The sequence below is a fragment of the Pantoea sp. Tr-811 genome (assembly GCF_011752535.1).
In the GTDB taxonomy this organism is placed as follows: Bacteria; Pseudomonadota; Gammaproteobacteria; order Pseudomonadales; family Pseudomonadaceae; genus Aquipseudomonas.
The window spans coordinates 89,458-108,250 of sequence record NZ_VWXJ01000006.1; the positions used below are offsets into that span (position 1 = coordinate 89,458).

Annotated in this window: 6 protein-coding genes; 1 reads left to right on the forward strand and 5 read right to left on the reverse strand. The window is 64.7% G+C overall.

From position 1 onward, the window contains the following. Positions 1-103: 103 nt before the first annotated feature. From F3J44_RS11230 to quiC, 3 genes are all read right to left on the reverse strand, one after another. Positions 104-8,986, reverse strand: coding sequence for a filamentous hemagglutinin N-terminal domain-containing protein (locus F3J44_RS11230; protein ID WP_205299828.1), 8,883 nt, complete (start codon positions 8,984-8,986; stop codon positions 104-106). A 39-nt stretch (positions 8,987-9,025) separates the two neighbouring features. Beyond that, positions 9,026-10,621, reverse strand: a complete 1,596-nt coding sequence (locus tag F3J44_RS11235) for a ShlB/FhaC/HecB family hemolysin secretion/activation protein (RefSeq protein ID WP_167064983.1) — start codon at positions 10,619-10,621, stop codon at positions 9,026-9,028. Between the two features lie 1,673 nt (positions 10,622-12,294). Next, positions 12,295-14,202 (reverse strand): 3-dehydroshikimate dehydratase QuiC, encoded by a 1,908-nt coding sequence (gene quiC / locus F3J44_RS11240; RefSeq protein WP_167272364.1) that lies wholly within the window; start codon positions 14,200-14,202, stop codon positions 12,295-12,297. A 480-nt stretch (positions 14,203-14,682) separates the two neighbouring features. On the opposite strand from quiC, the gene F3J44_RS11245 reads away from it, so the two are divergent. Next, positions 14,683-16,056, forward strand: a complete 1,374-nt coding sequence (locus F3J44_RS11245; RefSeq protein ID WP_167064989.1) for an MFS transporter — start codon at positions 14,683-14,685, stop codon at positions 16,054-16,056. A gap of 120 nt (positions 16,057-16,176) precedes the next feature. On the opposite strand, the gene F3J44_RS11250 is transcribed toward F3J44_RS11245, so the two are convergent. Continuing rightward, on the reverse strand, positions 16,177-17,589 hold the full coding sequence (locus F3J44_RS11250; protein ID WP_167272366.1) for a DOPA decarboxylase: 1,413 nt from the start codon (positions 17,587-17,589) through the stop codon (positions 16,177-16,179). Positions 17,590-17,776: 187 nt separating this feature from the next. After that, a complete protein-coding gene (locus F3J44_RS11255) occupies positions 17,777-18,721 on the reverse strand; it encodes a LysR family transcriptional regulator (protein ID WP_167272369.1) in 945 nt (314 codons plus the stop codon). Between the last annotated feature and the right edge of the window lie 72 nt (positions 18,722-18,793).

Here is an 18,793-nt window from a genome sequence, read left to right on the forward strand (position 1 = left end):
GCGAACATCCCGTAGGAGCGAGCGCCAGCTCGCGATCAATCTTTCAGGCAAAAAAAGGCCGCCGGGCAAAACCCGGCGGCCTTTTCATCTACAGCATGCTGGCTTACTTGTTGTAAGTCATCACGCCATCTTCACCGTCCACGAAGCCGTTGAACGGGGTAACCTGGCTCGCATTGAGCAGGCCCACGTCAAACAGGTTCTGTGGCCCGGTGGCCTGAACCACCGCTGGCTGCAGCAGCGCTTCCATGAAGCGGCGGCTTTCGGCCAGGCTACCACCGATCACGCGGCTGCCGAGGTCGACTTGCGACGAGTCGTTCACGTCGCCCATCAGCGCCTTGATCAGCGTGGCGTTGCCGTTGTCGGCCTTCACCGACACCTGCCAGGCCCGTACGTTGGCCACGCCCGGCATGTTGTCCAGCACCTGCGGCGCGACGAACACCACCTTGCCACCGCCGGCGGCGTTGGAGGTTTGCACCGAGGCCACCTGGATGGTCTTGCCACCCTGGTAGCTGACGGTACCGGTGTCGGTGCGGGTGGTGCTGGTTGGCGCCATCACCACGTCGCCCGTGCCGGTGACGCTGACATTGCCACGGCCGCTGGTGTTGATGTCGGCGTTCTGCTGGATGTTGGCAGCGCTCAGGGTGATGTTGCCCGCCCCGCCGTTGCTCACCGTGCCGTTGACGTTCAGGTCGCCAGCCGCCGCCAGGGTGATGTCACCCTGGGCGACGCTCAGCGACGACAGGTTCAGTGCCGACGCCGAGGTGCTGTTGAGGTTGACACCGCCGTTGCCGCCGTTGCCTGCCAGGTTCTGCACGTTGACGTCCAGGGCGTTGCCGCGCTGGCCGAGGCCGTTGGCCGCCACCAGGTTGGCGCTCTGCGCGTTGATGTTGCTCTGCGCATTGCCATTGGCGTCGACGATGGCGCCGGCGCTGGCGGTCAGGTTGACGGTGTGGCCGCTGGCATTGACCACGTCCACGCCGAGGTTGCCGCTGGTGCTGGTGACCGCAACGTCGCCGTTGCCGCTGTTCACGGTCAGGCGGTTGAGGCCGTCGGCTTCATCCACGGTGATGTTACCGGCGGTGGCCTGGGCGTTGATGCTGTTGGCCTGGGTTTGCACGGCCATGCCGTTGCTGGCGGTCAGGTTCACGGCGTCGCCCTTGATGCGGGTGTTGCCGTTGCCATCGTCCAGCAGTGCACCGTTCTCGGTGGTCAGGGCCACGCTGCCGGTAGCGCTTACCGCGCCCACGGTGGCGTTGCCGTCGGCCACGGTCACGGCGATGTTGCCGTTGCCGGTGCTGACGTTCTCCAGGGTCACCGCCTGGCTTTGGGCCAGGTTGATGTCGCCGCCCGTGGTGCTGGCCGACACGCTGTTGCCGTGCAGTTGCAGGGCACCTTGCGCGCCATTGCCCAGGCCGTTGGCCGCGTTCAACTCGATGCGCTCGGCACTGATGCCGGTGGCCTGGGCCACACGGGTCAGCAGGCGAGCGAGCAGGCTCGGTTGCTGGGTGACGATGGCGCCACCGGTGGAGCTCAGGGTGACGTTGCCGTTGTTGGCAGCGACGCTGTTCACGCCGATGTCGCCAGCGGCGGTGACGTTGACATTGCCGTTGCTGGTGGTGATACGGCTCAGGGTGATGCCGTCATCTTCGGCCAGGGTGACGTCGCCGCTGGCGTTGCTTACCGTTGCGCTGTCCACTGCGGTGTGCAGGTTGACGCCGGTCTGCGCGGCCACGCTCAGGCTGGAGCCCTTGACCAGGCCGCCGTTGGCGGTGACCACCTTGCCGGTGGAGTCCAGGGCGATGCTGCTGCCCTGCAGTTGCTTGACGGTAATGTCCCCGGCACTTACCGACACCAGGCCATTGGCCGCGGCGACGTTGTCGAGGGTGACGGCATCGGCCTCGTCGACCACGATCGAACCGCTAGCGGCCGACGCGCTGAGGCTGTCGACAGCGGTGCGCAGTGCATCGTTGGTGCCGATGTTGCCGCCGGCGGTGGCGATCAGCTGCTGGGCGCTGACGTTGCGCGCGGCGTTGCCTTGAACCTGGATGTCACCGGCGGTGGCATTGAGGGTCACCTTGCCGTTGCCGGTGGCGATCTGGTCGATCACCAGGTTGTTGCCAGCGCTGTAGTTCACATCGCCCTGGCCGATGACGCTGGCCTGGGTGCCGGCGTCCATGGTCAGGTCGTTGCCGGCCTTGGCCACCAGGTTGCCGGCGCCAGTCTGCACCAGCGCGTGCTGGTTCAGGTTGTTGCCTGCGGTGAGGGTGATGGTGCCGGTACCGGTGCTCACCTGCTGCAGGTCAACGTTGCCGCCGGCGCTGTAGTCGATGTTGCCGGCATTGACCACGGTACTGTCGGCCAGGGTGGTCAGGTTGCCGTTGGCGTGCGCAGTGAGGTTACCTGCTGCCGTCTGCACCAGGGCGTTCTGCACCAGGTTGCCGCCTGCGTTCAGGCTGATGTTGCCGGCGCCGGTGGTCACCTGCTGCAGGTCGACGTTGCCGCCGGCGCTGTAGTCGATGTTGCCGGTGCCATCGACGGTGGTCGCGGCCAGGGTGGTCAGGTCGCCGGTGGCCTTGGCCACGATGTCGCCTGCAGCGGTGCGCACCTGAGCGTTCTGCACCAGGTCGCCGCCTGCGTTCAGGCTGATGTTGCCCGCGCCGGTGGTCACCTGCTGCAGGCTGACGTTGCCGCCTGCGCTGTAGTCGATGTTGCCGGTGCCATCGACGGTGGTCGAGGCCAGGGTGGTCAGGTCGCCGGTGGCCTTGGCCACGATGTCGCCTGCAGCGGTGCGCACCTGAGCGTTCTGCACCAGGTCGCCGCCTGCGTTCAGGCTGATGTTGCCCGCGCCGGTGGTCACCTGCTGCAGGCTGACGTTGCCGCCTGCGCTGTAGTCGATGTTGCCGGTGCCATCGACGGTGGTCGCGGCCAGGGTGGTCAGGTCGCCTGTAGCCTTGGCCACGATGTCGCCTGCAGCGGTGCGCACCAGGTCGTTCTGCACCAGGTCGCCGCCTGCGTTCAGGCTGATGTTGCCCGCTTCGGTCTGAACAGCTTCGTTCAGGGTCAGGTCGCCCTGCTCTGCCGTCAGCTCGATGTTGCCGGTGTCGGTGACGACAGTGCGCAGGTTGGCATTGCCGCCCGCGTTGTAGGCCACGTTACCGGTGCCGGAAGAGCGGGCAGCGGTGCCAGCCAACATGTCGATGTCGCCACCGGCCTTGACCGCGATATCACCGTTGTCGGTGCTGATGTCGGCGTTCTGCTGAACGTTGCCACCTGCGCTCAGGCGCGCTGCGCCGTCGCCGTAGTTGTGCACGCGCTCGTTGACGGTCAGGTTGCCGGCCGTGGTGACTTCGATGTCGCCATCGGCGTTGTCCAGGCCAGTGATGCTGCGGTTGCCCAGGTTCGGGGTGACGCCGCCGATGACCAGGTCACCGTCCAGGTCGTTGACCTTGATGCTGCCGGTGTCGGTGTAGGCTTCCAGCTTGGCGACCTTGACGTCCAGGGCCTTGTCGTTGCCGATACCGTTGCCGGCGTACAGCGACAGGTTGGCGGCATCGATGTTGCTGGTGCCGTCGGTCTTGGCGTTGGTGATCTGGTTGCCGGCCACCAGGCTGACGGTGTCGCTGGCGCTGGTGTCGGTGCTGATGCTGCCGACGTTCAGGGAACCACCGGTGGTCACGGTGACGTTACCGTGGTCGGTTTCCAGGGTGCCGACGGTGAGGTCGTCGACCTCGGCCAGGTTGACTTCACCGCTGGCGGTGACATTGACGGTGTTGACCTGGGTGTCCAGGTGGCGGTTGGCGTTGCTGCCGGTGGCACCGACGCTGCCCGCTGCGTGGATGTTCAGGGTATCGGCGACGATCAGGGTGCTGTTGTCCTGGTCATCGTCCACCGCGCCGTCGGCCTCCAGGCTGACGGTGCCCGTACCGGCATCGACGCTGCCGACCACGATGGCACCACCGGCCTTGAGGTCGATGTTGCCGCTGGCGGTCTTGAGGTTACGCGCAGTCACCGCGTTCGCTTCACGCACGGTGATGTTGCCGGCGTTGGTGACTTCGGCGTTCAGCGTGTCGACTTCGCTGTCGAGGTCGATGGCGCCTGCGGCCTTGGCCACCAGGGTGCCGCCCTGCACGTTGCGCTCGACGGTGTTGCCATCGATGATCGCGCCGTTGGTGGCGGTCAGGCTGACGGTGTGGGTGTGGGTGCTGTCTTTGACCAGCTGGTCGATTTTCAGCGAACCGTCGGTGGTGACGCTGATGTCACCGGCGCCGGTGATGCCTTTCACCGCACCTTCGGTGCCGATGGTCAGCAGTGCACCGCCGTTGGCGTTGACGATGGCCACGCCACCGGTGCCGGCGTCGGCTGCAACGCGGTCGGTCTGGGTGTTGACTGCCTGCAGGGCACCGATGCCGTTGCCAGCGACCATTTTCAGGTCTGGGGTCACCAGCACGCCGCCCTGGCCAAGGATGGCCTGGCCAGCCTTGAGGCTGATGGCAGTGTCGCTGGAGACGGTGCCGACCACGCCGACGTTGCCAGTGGCTTCGGCGACGATCTGCTTGCCGGTGGCAACGGTGATGTCGCCCAGGCCCAGGCTGCCGGTGGAGTTCAGGTACAGGCTGGAGTCGATGGTGCCGCCGTTGTTGATGTCCAGGCGGTTGGCAGTGATGCCCAGCGGCTTCTCGGCAGAACTGTCGATCTGCTGGTTCAGGTTGTAGGCGGCCACGGCCTGCTTGCGCACCTGCAGGGCGGCGTCGCGGGCAGTGTTGGCCTTGAACACGGCCAGCTCGGCAGCGGCCTTGGAGGTGGCCGTGGTGTCACGGATGGCGGTGGTGGTGGCCAGGTTGGTGGCAGCGGTGTAGATCGCCGCGTTGGCCACGTCCAGGGTGTTGTTCAGCTCCACCAGCAGGTCTTGCTGCGGTGCCAGGCTGTAGCGCTCGTAGCTGTCCAGGGCCAGGGAGGCTGCGGACATCACCAGGTCGACCACGGCGAAGGCGGCGTCGGCACCGGCGTCACCGGAGAACGGCACGGCCTGGGCGGCACCGGCGATCACGGCAGCGGCGTTGCGCACCACGGTGGCGGCGTTCAGCGCGGTGTTCAGCGCATCGGCGGTGGCCGACATGCTGTCGACTTTTGCCGACTGGGCGTTGGCAGCCACTTCGGCCAGGCGCTGGCTGAGCTCGGCCAGGCTGTTCTGCAGGGTGGCCGAGGTCACCAGGGCCTCGTAGTCCTTCAGCTGCTGGATGAGGATGTTCAGCTGCAGCAACTTGGCGGCGGCCTCGGCATCGCGTGCCGAGTATTCGGCAATGGCGGTGTCGCGGGTCAGCTCGGCGTTGTACTTGCTTGGGGTGCTGGCGGTGAGGCTGACGTTGTTGCCACGGATGTTCTGCGCGGTGCCGTTGCCGTCGAGGATCACACCGCCGGCCGAGGCCACGGTGACGTCGCCGGTGGCGCCGGCATCGAGCATGCCGATGGTGATGTTCGACTGCGCCTGCAGGGTGATGTTGCCGCCGTCGGTTTTCAGGTTACCGGCGATGATCACGCCGTCGTAGCCCGGCACTTCGCTGCTGGATTTGGAGGTCGCGATCAGGGTGATGCTACCGCCACCTGGCAGGTAGATGGTGTCGTTCTGGTTGAGGAAGACGATGTTGCCCGAGGTGGCTTTGAGCACCAGCGAGCCGCCATCCATGGTGATGGTGCCGCCGTTGTTGTCGAGCACGGTGATGGCGGTGGCGACGATGTTGATCGCGCTGGCGCCCTTGCCGGTCAGCGAGCTGGCGTCCACGGCCACGGCGCCGGCGTTGGTGGCGGTGACGCCGCCGGTGCCGCCTGCAGCGGACAGGAAGCTTACGTCCAGGGCCAGTTCGCCCTGTTGGCCGATGCCGTTCGGCGCGCTGATGTCCAGCGAGCGGGCGACGACGTTGGCGGCGCTGGTGCTGGTACGGCCGTCTTCGATGCTGCCACCGGCAGCGATCTTGACGTTGTTGCCACCGGCATCGACGTTACCCAGCTTGATGCTGCCATCGGCTTCGATCTGGATATCGCTGCCGCTGCCGCCGCTGGTGATCTGCTTGAGCGAGATCAGGTTACCGCTGGCCTGGCGGGCGTAGATACCGCCGTTGGCGGCGTCGATCACCAGTTCGTCAACCTGGATTTCCAGGGCGTCGCCGCTGGTGCCGAACGACTTCACCGCTGCAGTCAGGCCGCTGGTGACGAAGTTGGCAGCGCTGCCGTTGCCGTCGGTGACGTTGCCGGACACCTTGAAGTCGATGGTACCGCTGGCCTTGAGCTGGCCAACCACGGTGTCACCGCTGTTCTGGAAGGCGATCTTGCCGTTGCTGGCGAGCACGTCCAGCAGGCTGATGGCTCCGATGTTGGAGAAATTCACGTCGCCGCTGTTGGCGGTCAGGTTCACAGCGCCTGCCACCTTGCTCGACAGGGCTTTGCTGCTGGTGCCGATGGAGCCTGCGTTGACGTTCAGGGAACCTGCGGAAATCACGGTGCCCGAGGCGTCGTCGGCGGCCGTCACGGCGCCACCTGCGGTCAGTTTCACCGCCGTCTTGGCACTGATCGACTCAACCGACAGGTTGCCGCTCTGGTTCACCGTCACGGCGCCATTGGTGGCGTTGGCGGTGGCTGTCAGGGCCAGGTCGGCCGAGGTGTTGGCGACGTTGGCGATGCCGTTGCGGCTGGTCAGGGTGAGGTCGCTGGCCTGGGTTTGCAGGGCGGTGTCGGCGCTGCCGATGTTGCCCGTGGCGTCGATGACCACATCCTTGCCGACCACGCTGCCGCTGCCTTGGGTGATGTCACCGGCGGCGGTCAGCGACACGCTCTTGTCGGCGCCTGCGTCGATGCCGTTGAGCTTCAGGCCGGCAGCGGTGTTGCTGAACGAAACGTCCATGGCCTGCAGACGGGTCAGCGCCAGCGCGTTGGTGTTGCGGCTGTAGGTCAGCGCGCCGCCGCTGAAGGTGACGTTGGTGTCACCGTTGGGCGTGGTCACCGACAGTGCGCTCAGCGCCTTGTCGTTGCTGGCGTAGACACCGGCCTGGGCGGCGGTGGTGGTGGCGCTCAGGGTGTCGACGCTGGTGCCCAGCTTCTTGGCCGAGGTGCCGACACCGGACTTGGCGCTGGCGGTCAGGCCCTTGGCGGTGACGTTGGTGGTCGAGCCAGTGGCGGCAATGATGCTGCCATTGCCGGCGGTGAGGCCGACGTTGCCGCCGTTGGCGGTGATGCTGCCGACGGTGATGTTGCCCTGGGTGGCGTTGAGCACGACGTTGTTGTCGGTGCCGGCCGCGGTCACGGTGCCGACGGTCAGGCCGTTGCTTTCGCTCAGGTACACGCCACCGTTGCCGGCAGCCGCGTTGACGGTGTTGCTCTGGGTGCTCAGGGACTGCGCGGCGTCACCGATCTCGCCACCGGCGCTGAGGTTGACGGTGCGGCCAACCAGTGCGGTGCCGGCTTGGGCGGCAAGGATGCTGCCGGTGTCGGAGGTGACGGTCAGGCCGTTGGTGGCCGACACGGTGCCAGTGAGGATTACCCCTTCGCTGGCCTGGACCTTGACGTTCTTGCTGCCGGTGCTGCCGTTGCTCAGGGTGATCGAACCGCTGTTGTCCACGGCGGCGGAGCTGCTGCTCAGGCCGTTGACGGTGATCTGCTCGCGGGCAATGACGTCGCCGAGAATCAGCGCGCCGTCGTTCTTGACGTTGATGCCGCCGTTCTGGGTGGAGGCCGAGAGCACGCCCACTTTGGTGTTGACCGCGGTGCTGTCGCTGCCCACGGCGCCATCGGCGACCAGCTTGGCCGAGTAGCCGGTGACGTTGGCCTTGCTGCTGTCGGCCGAGGTGATGCTGCCGTTCTGCGCGGTGATCACCACGCTGCCGCCTGCATCTGCAGTGCCGGCCTTGACTTCGCCCAGGGCGACGCCGCCGCTGACGTCGGTGACCAGCACGTTGCCGCTTTGCGAGCTGGCGTTGAGCACATCGGCATCGACGGTCAGCGCACCTTCTTCGGAACCGATCGAAGCGCCTTCGTCGGTCACGGCCAGATTCAGGGTGTTGGCGCGGGTCGAGCTGGTGCTGGTGGTGGTGATGGTCTTGCCGGCGGTGAGGCTGGCGGTGCTGGCCGCCGCGGTGGCCACGCCCTTGATGGTGCCGGCCTGGACGATATCGCCAGCGGCGATGGTCAGGTCGGTGGCTTCGATGATGCCGCTGTTGTTGACCACCGAGCTCATCAGGCCACTGGCGGAGTTGCCCTGCAGCAGGACGGTCTGGGCCGTTACGGTGCCGCTGTTGCTGACGCCGGTGGCGGTGTTGCCGGTGGCAGTGGCCAGGGTGTCGGCGCTGACGCTGAAGTTGATCAGGTTGCTGCCTTGCAGGTTGACCGTGAAGCGGTCACCCGCGGCCATGGTCACCCGGCCGACGTTGGCGATGACGAAGCCGGTGTTGTCCACCTTGGGCGCGACCAGGTAGACGAACCCGCCGCTGCCGGTGGTGATCTGGCCCTGGTTGGCGATGCTGGCCAGGTCCTTGCCGGCGACCTGGGAGAACTCCAGCTGGCCGCCGTTGAGGAAGCTTGCATCGCTGACATCGAAGGTGGTGGCCAGCAGGCCGGCCACGTCGACGCTGGAGTTGGCGCCGAAGACGATGCCGTTGGGGTTGATCAGGAAGATGTTGCCGTTGGCCTGCAGGGCGCCCTGGATGTTCGACACCTGGCTGCCGAGCACCCGGTTCAGGGTGATCGAGTCGTTACCGGCCTGCTGGGCGAAGCGCACCAGCTCACCGGTGTCGATGCTGAAGTCGGTCCAGTTGATGATGCCCTTCTGCAGGGCCTGGGTGATCACCAGTTCGTTGTTGTTCATCGAACTGATGGTGATGCCGCCACTGACCACGGTACCGCCGGTTGGCGCCGCGAGGGCAACCGAGCTGGTAGCGCCGATGACGGAAACCGAAACCGCCTTGATGAATGTCTGCGTGCCTTTCTTCTTGCGGGACATGAGTACTTACCTGTGCAAATTGGGGGTCGTTTCCGCGACTCAGAAGTGGTAACGGGCCTGGGCGTAGACGTAGGAGTTGTCCTCGGTCTTGGTGCCGATCGGCACGCCGAAGTCCACCCGCAGGTCGACGCAGTCCAGTGGCCGCGCCAGCAGGCCGATGGCGGCGCCGGAGAGGTCCTGGTGTTTTTCCTGGCCAACCAGCGGGTCTTTCACCCAGACCTGGCCGTGGTCCAGGCGCGCGGTGGCCTGGTAGCGGTCGCTGTCCTTGAACAGCGCGTAGCGGCCTTCGAGGCTGGCGGTGAAGCCGTTGTCGCCGGAGTAGGTCGACGGCGCGTGGCCGGCCACCGAGTTGAAGCCACCCACGCCCCACTGCTCGCTGGATACCAGCGAATCGAACGAGTACTGGCCGGCGATGCGCGGGATCACCAGGAAGCGCGGGGTGATCTGTTGCAGGCGGGCCACGTCGAAGGTGACCTTGGTGAAGTTGTTGTCGGCCTTGGCGGCGGCGCGGCTGGACATGGTCGAGTTGTCGTCCATGCCGCCCAGTGCTTCGCCCAGGCCGTAGTGCAGGCCCATGGTGGCCAGGGTGCGGCCGTACAGGTCGGAGTTGTCCAGGCTGACGGTGAAGCGCAGCTTGCGCACCTTGTCTTCGGCCGTGCGCACGCCAAGGATGCTCTGGTCCAGGTCCTGGGCTTCGAGCCAGGCTTCGGCGGTAACGATGCTGCGCGCCGAACGCACGAAGTCCTGGGCCATGCCCAGGCCCCAACTCTGGTTCTCACCTTCGATTTCCAGCACGCGGTAGGTGTTGCCGACGTCGACGTTACCTTTGGAGAAGTAGGCGCGGGCCTTGGTGCCGGTGGCGTTCAGCGGCAGGCTGTAGTCGACGTAGCCGTACCACAGGTCGCCGGCGCCCAGGGAGGTCAGGGCGAGCACGTTGGCCTCGTCGCCGTGGCCGGTCAGGTTGGCGAACTTCAGGCTCGGCATCAGGCGGGTTTCGCCGGTGTCCTTGCTGCCGTAGTTGTTGATTTCCATCGCGCCCTGGATGCGAGGCGCTTCGGTCACATCGACCACCAGGTCGGTGGAACCGGTTTGCTGCCCTGGTTGCAGGGTGGAGGTGACCTCGATGCCGGACAGGCGGTTGAGGTGGGTCAGCGCGCGCTCGACCTGCTCCAGGGTGAACGGCTTGCCTTCGACTACGCCGCCGGCTGCCAGTGCGTCATGCACCTGCTCGGCGGAGAAGCGCTTGGCGCCGGTGACTTGCACGTTGCCCAGCCAGCCTTCGAGCACCACCAGCTTCAGGGCCGGTTCGTTGGCGAAGTCCTGGGCCGGCACCACGACCTTGACCAGGCGGTAGTTGGCGGCCTGGTAGTAGGCCTCGACCTTGGCGGCCAGGGCTTTCATCTCGACCAGGGTCATCGGACGACCCAAGTCGCCGGCGATCTGCGCGTTGAGCTGCTCGTTGCTGAAGGTGCGGTTACCGCTGAACTCGACGGCGTTGACCTGTACCCGGGCCTGGGCGGCCTGGGCCGGGGCGGCGGCGGCCGCGGTTTCGGCGGCCATGGCCGCGTTGGCTGTCATCACGGCAAAACCGAGGGCGCACAGCAGCGCCTTCGCCGGAACGTGGGAATTGAACATGGGAACCTTGCTGTCAGTGAGGGGCGAGGAAGATGTGTGGGGACGGTAATTCGAGGGTCGAGTTACATCCGGCATTTTTGGTTCTCTTGCGACTAGGCACACGCGAGCACGGTCTTCTCTGGGGAGACCGAACAATCCTTGGTAAACCGTTGTTAAAACTTCGGGCGAAAGCGCGCCCCGGCCGAAAAGTCTCAGCCAGTCAATTTTTTTGTTGGGCACACACAAGCGGCCTCAACCAGGCTTGCACGCAAAGTTCTTTAGCACTCCCCCCGCGGGTCCATCGCAGCAGTGACCAATAGCATGGTCTAGGGTGAGCGCCGCATTAATAGCGTTGTTAGTAATAACGGTCAATCACTAGTTGTGAACTATTTTTTGACGCGGTTTATTTGACGCGCTTTAAGAGACGCATTTTTACAGCGCACTAACAATTAATGCACCGACTCGATAGGTAACTAAGCATTTTGCCGGGTAACGCCTTGAGCCCCTGCAGGGTGTGGGCTTAAGCGGCAGGGCCGGCGCGGGGGAGCAGTTCGCTGCCGTCAAAAATCTGAAACATACGGGTGATTGGGGGGCGCGTCCGGCGTGGTGGTTAATTCATATGAGTATTTGTGTGTAATAGGTCGGCAGGCACAAGCAAACTTACACACTGCGATACAACAGCACATTTAAATCACCCACCCTATTAAACTTAATTTTCAACTCATTCATTCGCATCTTTACGGGCACGCGCAACACGGTAATTATTCGGCTTAATGAATCGCCTTTAGCGCATCGCGGTAGGTGACGCCCATCTTCCCCGCGTATAACTTGAAGCAACGCATAACGCATTCACTCATAAAAATGACCGCGAGAGAGTGATCTTGCGCAGTCATGTAATACCAAGGCAAGGCAGCACTTAGATACGCGGATGGAATGGCCTTGCCCAGCGCGGAGCAATGGCTGCGGCCCGGCGGGCCTGGGCGGGGTCGTCCGACCACCTGGAGGAGAGGTGGCGGCAATGTCAGGCATTCGATTGTCAGACAATACAGGCCAGAGGAACGCAAATGGATTGCTTCAGTTCTGTGAATGCAGGGTTGCTATTACAGTAATTCCAAATCGTTATTAGTGATGAGGTTCACAGATTTTGATATTAGGCTGCCAGCAATTGTGAAGAAGTGTGTGAAGGCGGGAGGGGTGGGAATATGGCATACCACGGGAATGTACTCACTCGGACATTCTGTGATGATGGCAAAAGAATTGCACTTTTGCGGTGACCGAATATCGGGAAGATCAGAAGAAATTAAGTGTGACTGAAACTTTTCACCAGGCGGGTTGTCGCGGTTATTTGGTGGGCCTGGGGGGCATGGTTTGAGATTTGGGTTGCGGTCGAGATCGAGCGCCGCCCGTGCGGCGCTTCGCGAGCTACGCTCGCTCCTACGTTTGTTTCGGGCCAATGGGGCCTGGGGGATTTGCGCGCGAACGCCTTGGCGCATGGCACGGTATCGCGCCGTACAAACCAGGCGGTCGCGCGAACCTGTCACAGGCATAACTGGCCCGAAACAAACGTAGGAGCGAGCGCAGCTCGCGAAGCGCCGCGCGGGCGGCGCTCGATCTCACAGGCGCCACAACCCTACAGGCATGCGCCTACAACCACAGGCATGCGCCACACCCCTACAGGCATGCGCCTAATACCCTCACAGCACCGGCTTGCGCGGTGCCCCACTGCGCCGCTTGGCCATGGCCGCCAGGCGCACCGCAACGTTCGCCGCGCCATACCCGGCATACCCGCCCTTGCGCTGGATGATCTCGAAGAAGAAACGCTCCTCGAACGGCTCGGTGTACACGTGGAACAGCTCACCGCCCTGGGCATCACGGTCGTACAGCACGTTGTAGTACGCCAACTCACTGAGAAACTCGTCGTTGAAGTCGAACCGCGCCGCCAAATCGTCGTAGTAGTTCAACGGAATTTCCAGCAACGGCACGCCCGATTCCTTGGCCCGCGCCACCTCGCTGAAAATGTCCTCGCAATCGAAGGCGATGTGGTGCACGCCCGAACCACGGTAGCTCGACAGGGCATGGGCAATGGCGGTGTTGCGGTTCTCGGAGATGTTGAGCGGCAAGCGCAGGCTGCCGCACTGGCTGCGCAGCGCCCGGCTTTTCACCAGGCCATAGGGGTCGGGCAGCACCACCTCGTCATCGGCGGCGAAGTCGAACAGGCTCTTGTAGAACAGCACCCAGCTGTCCAGCGACTCAGCCGGCAGCGCCAGGGCCATGTGGTCGATACGCTTGAGGCCACCACTGGCCGCAGCAGCCGGGTTCAGGCGGAAATCGGTGTCATACAGCGATTGCCCCTCCTTGCCCTGCTCCACCAGGTAGATCAGGCTGCCATCCGGTGCGCGTACGGCAGGCACTTCACACTCGTTGGGGCCAACCAGGCCGCGGAACGGCTGGCCACGAAAATCAGTGGCGCGCTGCAAGGCGGCGTGCTCGTCCTTCACCCGCAGGGCGGTGGCGCACAGCGAAGGGCCATGGGCCTCGAAGAAGTTGTGGCCGAAGGAATAGGGCTCGGCGTTCAGCACGATATTGATGTCGTTCTGGCGCAGCAGGCGCACATCCTTGCTGCGGTGCTTGCCGGCTTCGGCAAAGCCCAGGCGCGTGAGCCAGCTACCCAGCCGGGCGCCAACCGCCTCGTCGACAGCGAACTCCAGGAACTCAACGCCGTCGTAGACACTGGCGGCCGGTGGGGTGAACAGCACGCCCGGCTCCAGGGTGGTGCCCTCTTCTGCCAGGCGCAGGCGAGTTTGTTCTTCAAGATACAGCAGCGAGCGCAGGCCATCGGCGGCGTTCTGCCGTGGCGGTGCTGCACGGAAGCCATCGTTGAAGATTTCCAGCGACAGCGGGCCGCGGTAGCCGGTGGCGAGGATCGGCGCGAGGAAACCGGCCAGGTCCATTTCGCCCTGGCCCGGGAAGTTGCGGAAGTGGCGGCTCCACTCCAGCACGTCCATGTTCAGGATCGGCGCATCGGCCATCTGCACGAAGAAGATCTTGTCACCGGGAATATCGCGGATCGCGGCCGGGTCGCCCTTGAGCGACAAGGTGTGGAAGCTGTCGAGGATCACACCGAGGGCAGCATGGTCGGCCTGGCGCACCAGGTTCCACACTTGCTGGTAGGTATTGACGTGACGGCCCCAGGCCAGGGCTTCGTAGCCAATGCGCAGGCCACGCTTGCCGGCGTGCTCGGCGAGCAGGCGCAGGTCATCGACCAACAGTTGTTCTTCGCCCAAGGCATCGGCCTGGACGTTGCTGCACACCAGCACCAGGTCGGTGCCCAGCTCTTGCATCAGGTCGAACTTGCGCTCGGCACGGTCGAGGTTTTTCTGCAGGCGGTCACGGCGGCAGCCTTCGAAATCACGGAACGGCTGGAACAGGGTGATGGCAATGCCCAGGTCGGCGCACATCTGCCGCACTTCGCGGGGGCTACCGGCGTAGTACAGCAAGTCGTTCTCGAAGATCTCGACGCCGTCGAAACCGGCGGCGGCGATGGCTTCGAGCTTTTCCGGCAGGGTGCCGCTCAAGGACACGGTGGCTATCGAACGCTGCATGGGGAAGTTCCTTGTTATTGGACGGACGACGGGCCGAAACCGCAATGGGTTTCTGGCACAGTCGATTATTCGCGGGTAAAGTCGACCCGGCAATCTGTTTGTACGGAATGGTTAGTTTTGCGTTCGATTACCGCACAAAACCGATTTCGACGAATTGATTCAGCGTCATCCCTAGGCAAACATGAACCCAGACGCAGGCACACCGACCGCCCCTTTCTGCCCTGATGGCGTTCGGCGGAACCTGCGCAGACTCGCCCAACGTCACAACATAATAAGTTCAATAAATTCGGGTACCGACCTATGCACACCTCCATCGCCTTGCGATCCGCACCTGCTCGTTCGTCCATCCATTGCAGACACCGCCTGCGATCGCCCGCGCTATAACGCACGCCTTACTCCCGACAAGCGATCGCACCCCACTGCCCGCCCCCACAGGCGAGGCCAGCCGTGCGGCGACCTACAAGAACAACGGAGACAACGATGGCTCACTCAAGCTCCCAAGCCAAGAAAGCGACCGCCAGCGGTTGGATTGGCTCGGCACTCGAATACTACGATTTCTTCATCTATGCCCAGGCTGCGGCACTGATTTTCCCGCAGATCTTCTTCCCCAACACCGACCCGAAAATGGCCATCATTGCCTCGCTGGCCACCTATGGCGTGGGCTACCTGGCACGCCCGGTCGGCGCCTTCGTGCTTGGCCACTGGGGCGATACCCGTGGGCGCAAGAACGTGTTGCTGCTGTGCATGTTCCTGATGGGCCTGTCGACCATGGCCGTCGGCCTGCTGCCTACCTACCACGACATCGGCCTGCTGGCCCCGGCCTTGCTGGTGGTGCTGCGCCTGGTCCAGGGCTTTGCCGTGGCCGGTGAAATTTCCGGTGCCAGTTCCATGATCATGGAGCATGCCCCGTTCGGGCGGCGTGGCTACTACGCCAGCTTCACCCTGCAGGGCGTGCAGGCCGGCCAGGTGCTGGCGGCGGCGGTGTTCCTGCCGCTGGCCTACTTCATGCCCAGTGAAGCCTTCAACGACTGGGGCTGGCGCATTCCGTTCCTGATGAGCGCCGTGGTGCTGATCGCAGGCTTCATCATCCGCAAGGAAGTGCATGAAACCCCGGCCTTCGTGAAGGAGGAAAAGCAGGACAAGGTGGCCAAGTCGCCGATCAGCGAAGCTTTCCGCCACAGCTGGAAGCACATGGTGCTGGTGATGTTCATGGCCCTGATGAACGTGATTCCGGTGGTTGCCACCATCTTCGGCGCGGCCTACGCGGTACAGCCGGCCTATGGCATCGGCTTCGACAAGAGCGTGTACCTGTGGATTCCGGTGGTGGGCAACATCGTCGCGGTGCTGGTGATTCCGTTCGTGGGCAACCTGTCGGACAAGATCGGCCGTCGCCCGACCATGATCGCCGGCTGCCTGGGCTCGGGCCTGCTGGCCTTCGTCTACCTGTATGCGATCAGCATCCAGAACGTGCCGCTGGCCTTCGCCGCCTCGATCGTAATGTGGGGCATGGTGTACCAGGGCTACAACGCGGTATTCCCAAGTTTCTACCCAGAGCTGTTCCATACCCGCTACCGCGTTTCGGCCATGGCCATTGCCCAGAACATCGGCACCATGCTGACCGCAATGCTGCCAGCACTGTTCGCCCTGGTGGCGCCACCGGGTTCGGAAAACATTCCGCTGGTGGTGGGTGGGCTGGCGTTCTTCATTACCTGCGTGTGTGCCCTGGCAGCTTACATTGCACCGGAAACCCACCGCTTGGCGATGGAAGACCTGGGCAACCCTGAGGCCAAGCCGATGGAGAAGGCGGCGTTCGAAGCCAGCCGTAAAGGCAGCTTTCAGGCGGTGAGCCACTGAGAGTGCGTATGGGGCCGCTTTGCGGCCCTATCGCGACCTGCGGTCGCTCCTACCAGGGCTCGCATTCCCCCGTAGGAGCGACCGCAGGTCGCGATGGGCTGCAACGCAGCCCCTGCGATGTCAGCCAGCAACCACGCGCTGCAGATTGACCCAAAGCTTCTGCACATGCTCCCGCTCGGTCGGCAACGCCCCCACCGACACCCGCACCATCCATTGCCCCTGCAGCGTCGCCGGCGTCACATACGCCACCCCGGATGCATTCAACCGCTCGGCCCACGCCCGGGTATGGGCATCCAGCGCCTCCCCTTGCAACCCCGCCGGCCGATGGCGGATGCACAAGGTCTGCAACTGCACCGGCGCCAGCACTTCCCAGCCCACCGTCGCCTCAACCTGCTGCGCCAGCCAACGGGCATTGTCCAGGTCCCGGCGCAAGCGCTGCTGCAAAGCCTCCACCCCTTCACTGCGCAACATGAACCACAGCTTCAACGCCCGGAACCTGCGCCCCAGCGGGATGCCCCAGTCACGCAGGTTCTTCACCTCCCCGTCCACCGCCGATTGCAGGTAGCTGGGGTTGGTGCTCATCACCCGAATCAGGTGCTGCGGGTCGCGCACGTAGTAGATCGAACAATCGAAGGCCACGCCCAACCATTTGTGGGCGTTGACCACCACCGAGTCGGCCAGCTCGATACCGTCCCACATCCAGCGACATTCCGGCAGGATCATCGCCGAGCCGGCCATGGCCGAGTCCACGTGCAGCCACAGGCCGTTGGCCTGGGCAATTTCGCCAATCGGGCGCAGCGGGTCGAGGGCCGTGGTGGTGGTGGTGCCGGTGGTGGCGACCACCGCGCACGGCTGATTGCCGGCGGCCAGGTCCTGCTCGATAGCCGCGTGCAGCGCTTGCGGGCACATGGCGAACTGCGCATCGGTGGCGATCAGGCGGATGTTGGCACGGCCGAACCCGGCCAGCAGCGCAGCTTTGTCGACGGAGCTGTGGGCGTGGGCGCTGACGTAGACGATCAGCGGCTTGCTTTCGGCCTGCAGGCCGCCGCGCACCAGCGCGTAGTCGGTGGCGCGCTCACGGGCGCTGATCAAGGCCACCAGGGTGCTGGTGGACGCGGTGTCCTGGATCACCCCGCTCCACTGGCCCGACAGGCCGAGCAACTGGCGCAGCCAGTCGAGGGTGGTTTCCTCCAGCTCGCTCAGTGCCGGGCTGGACTGCCACGACAGGCCGAGCACGCCAAGGCCTGTGCTGAGGAAATCGCCAAGCACCGATGACAGGGTGCCGTTGGAGGGGAAGTAGCCGTAGAAGTCCGGGTGCTGCCAGTGCGACAGGCCCGGCATCAGCAACTGGTTGACGTCGGCGAGGATGGCGTCGAAGGGTTCGCCCTGCTGCGGCGCGCCTTGCGGCAGTTGCGCCTTGAGGTAACCGGGCTCGACCTGGGCCATGACCGGGCGCTCGCCCACGGACTGGCGATAGTCGGCGATCAGGTCGATCAGCTGGTGGCCGTACTGGCGGAATTGTTCTGGGGTCACGTGCGGGGCTCCTGGGGGTGGGTTGTTGCCTGTACCGGCCCTTTCGCGGGGCAAGCCCGCTCCTACAAAGGCATGCGCTCCCCTTGTAGGAGCGGGCTTGCCCCGCGAAAGGGCCGGTACTGGCAACACAATGCCCCCAGTCTAGGCGCCTGGCGCCAGGCGAATAACCCCGCTTCGTGCATACCTCCTATGGCAAACCCGCAACCCCGCCCTGCACCCCGAACTGCGACTGGCGCCACAGCTCGAACACCCGGTTGCGCAACCAGCGGTGTTCGGCCGAGGCCTGCAGGCGCTGGTGCCACACCACCCAATAGCGCTGGGTATGCGCCACAAACCCCAGGGGCCGCCACGCCAGGCCATGCAACCGGCACAATTGCCGGGCGATATGCTCAGGCACGGTGGCCAGGGCCTGGCTGTTGCCGATCACCTGCACGGTGGCCGAGAAAAACGGCACCTCCAGGCTGACCCGCCGCTGCAAGCCTTGGGCGCGCAGGTGGCGGTCGATGAAACTGTCCTTGTCGCCACCGCCAGAAATGCGCACATGCTTGCAGGACAAGTAATCGTCCTGCCCCAGCACCGCCAGGGCAGCCAGCGGGTGGTCCTGGCGCATCAGGCACACCGCCCGGTCTTCACCCAGCAGACGGCCATGCAGGTTGGGCGGCGACTCATCGAACAGGGTGGTCGCCAGGTCGATCTCGCCACTGGCCAGCAAGGCATACTGCCCGGCCTGCCAGGTGCGGTAGTCGATGCACACGCCGGGCGCTTCCTGTTCCAGGGCCGCCACCAGCAACGGCAGCATGTGCTCGGCCACGTAGTCGGAAGCGGCCAGGCAGAAGCGGCGCTCGCAGCGGGCCGGGTCGAAGGTGGCGGGTTGGCGCAGGGCCTGGAGTTCTTCGAGCACCTGGCGCAGGGGTTCGACCAAGGCTTCGGCATGCTCGCTGAGCACGTAGCCGCGGCCCTGGCGCACCAGCAACGGGTCGTCGAAGGCTTGGCGCAGGTGGGCCAGCTGGCGGCTCAGGGCCGACTGGCTGACGCCCAGGCGGTCGACGGCATGGCTGAGGTTCTTGAGCTGCAGGAGGCAGTCGAGGGTGCGCAGGTGGGCGAGGCTGAGGGAAGCGAAGGTGGGGTTCATCGGTGTTCGGCCCTGGGGTGCTGGCGAGGGTTTCACCCTCGCTTCGCGACCTGCGGTCGCTCCTACGAGACG

Bases quoted from the DNA above. Each gene is read 5' to 3' on its own strand.
- F3J44_RS11230 (WP_205299828.1), bottom strand. From the start codon at position 8,986: ATGTCCCGCAAGAAGAAAGGCACGCAGACATTCATCAAGGCGGTTTCG.
- F3J44_RS11235 (WP_167064983.1), bottom strand. From the start codon at position 10,621: ATGTTCAATTCCCACGTTCCGGCGAAGGCGCTGCTGTGCGCCCTCGGT.
- quiC (WP_167272364.1), bottom strand. From the start codon at position 14,202: ATGCAGCGTTCGATAGCCACCGTGTCCTTGAGCGGCACCCTGCCGGAA.
- F3J44_RS11245 (WP_167064989.1), top strand. From the start codon at position 14,683: ATGGCTCACTCAAGCTCCCAAGCCAAGAAAGCGACCGCCAGCGGTTGG.
- F3J44_RS11255 (WP_167272369.1), bottom strand. From the start codon at position 18,721: ATGAACCCCACCTTCGCTTCCCTCAGCCTCGCCCACCTGCGCACCCTC.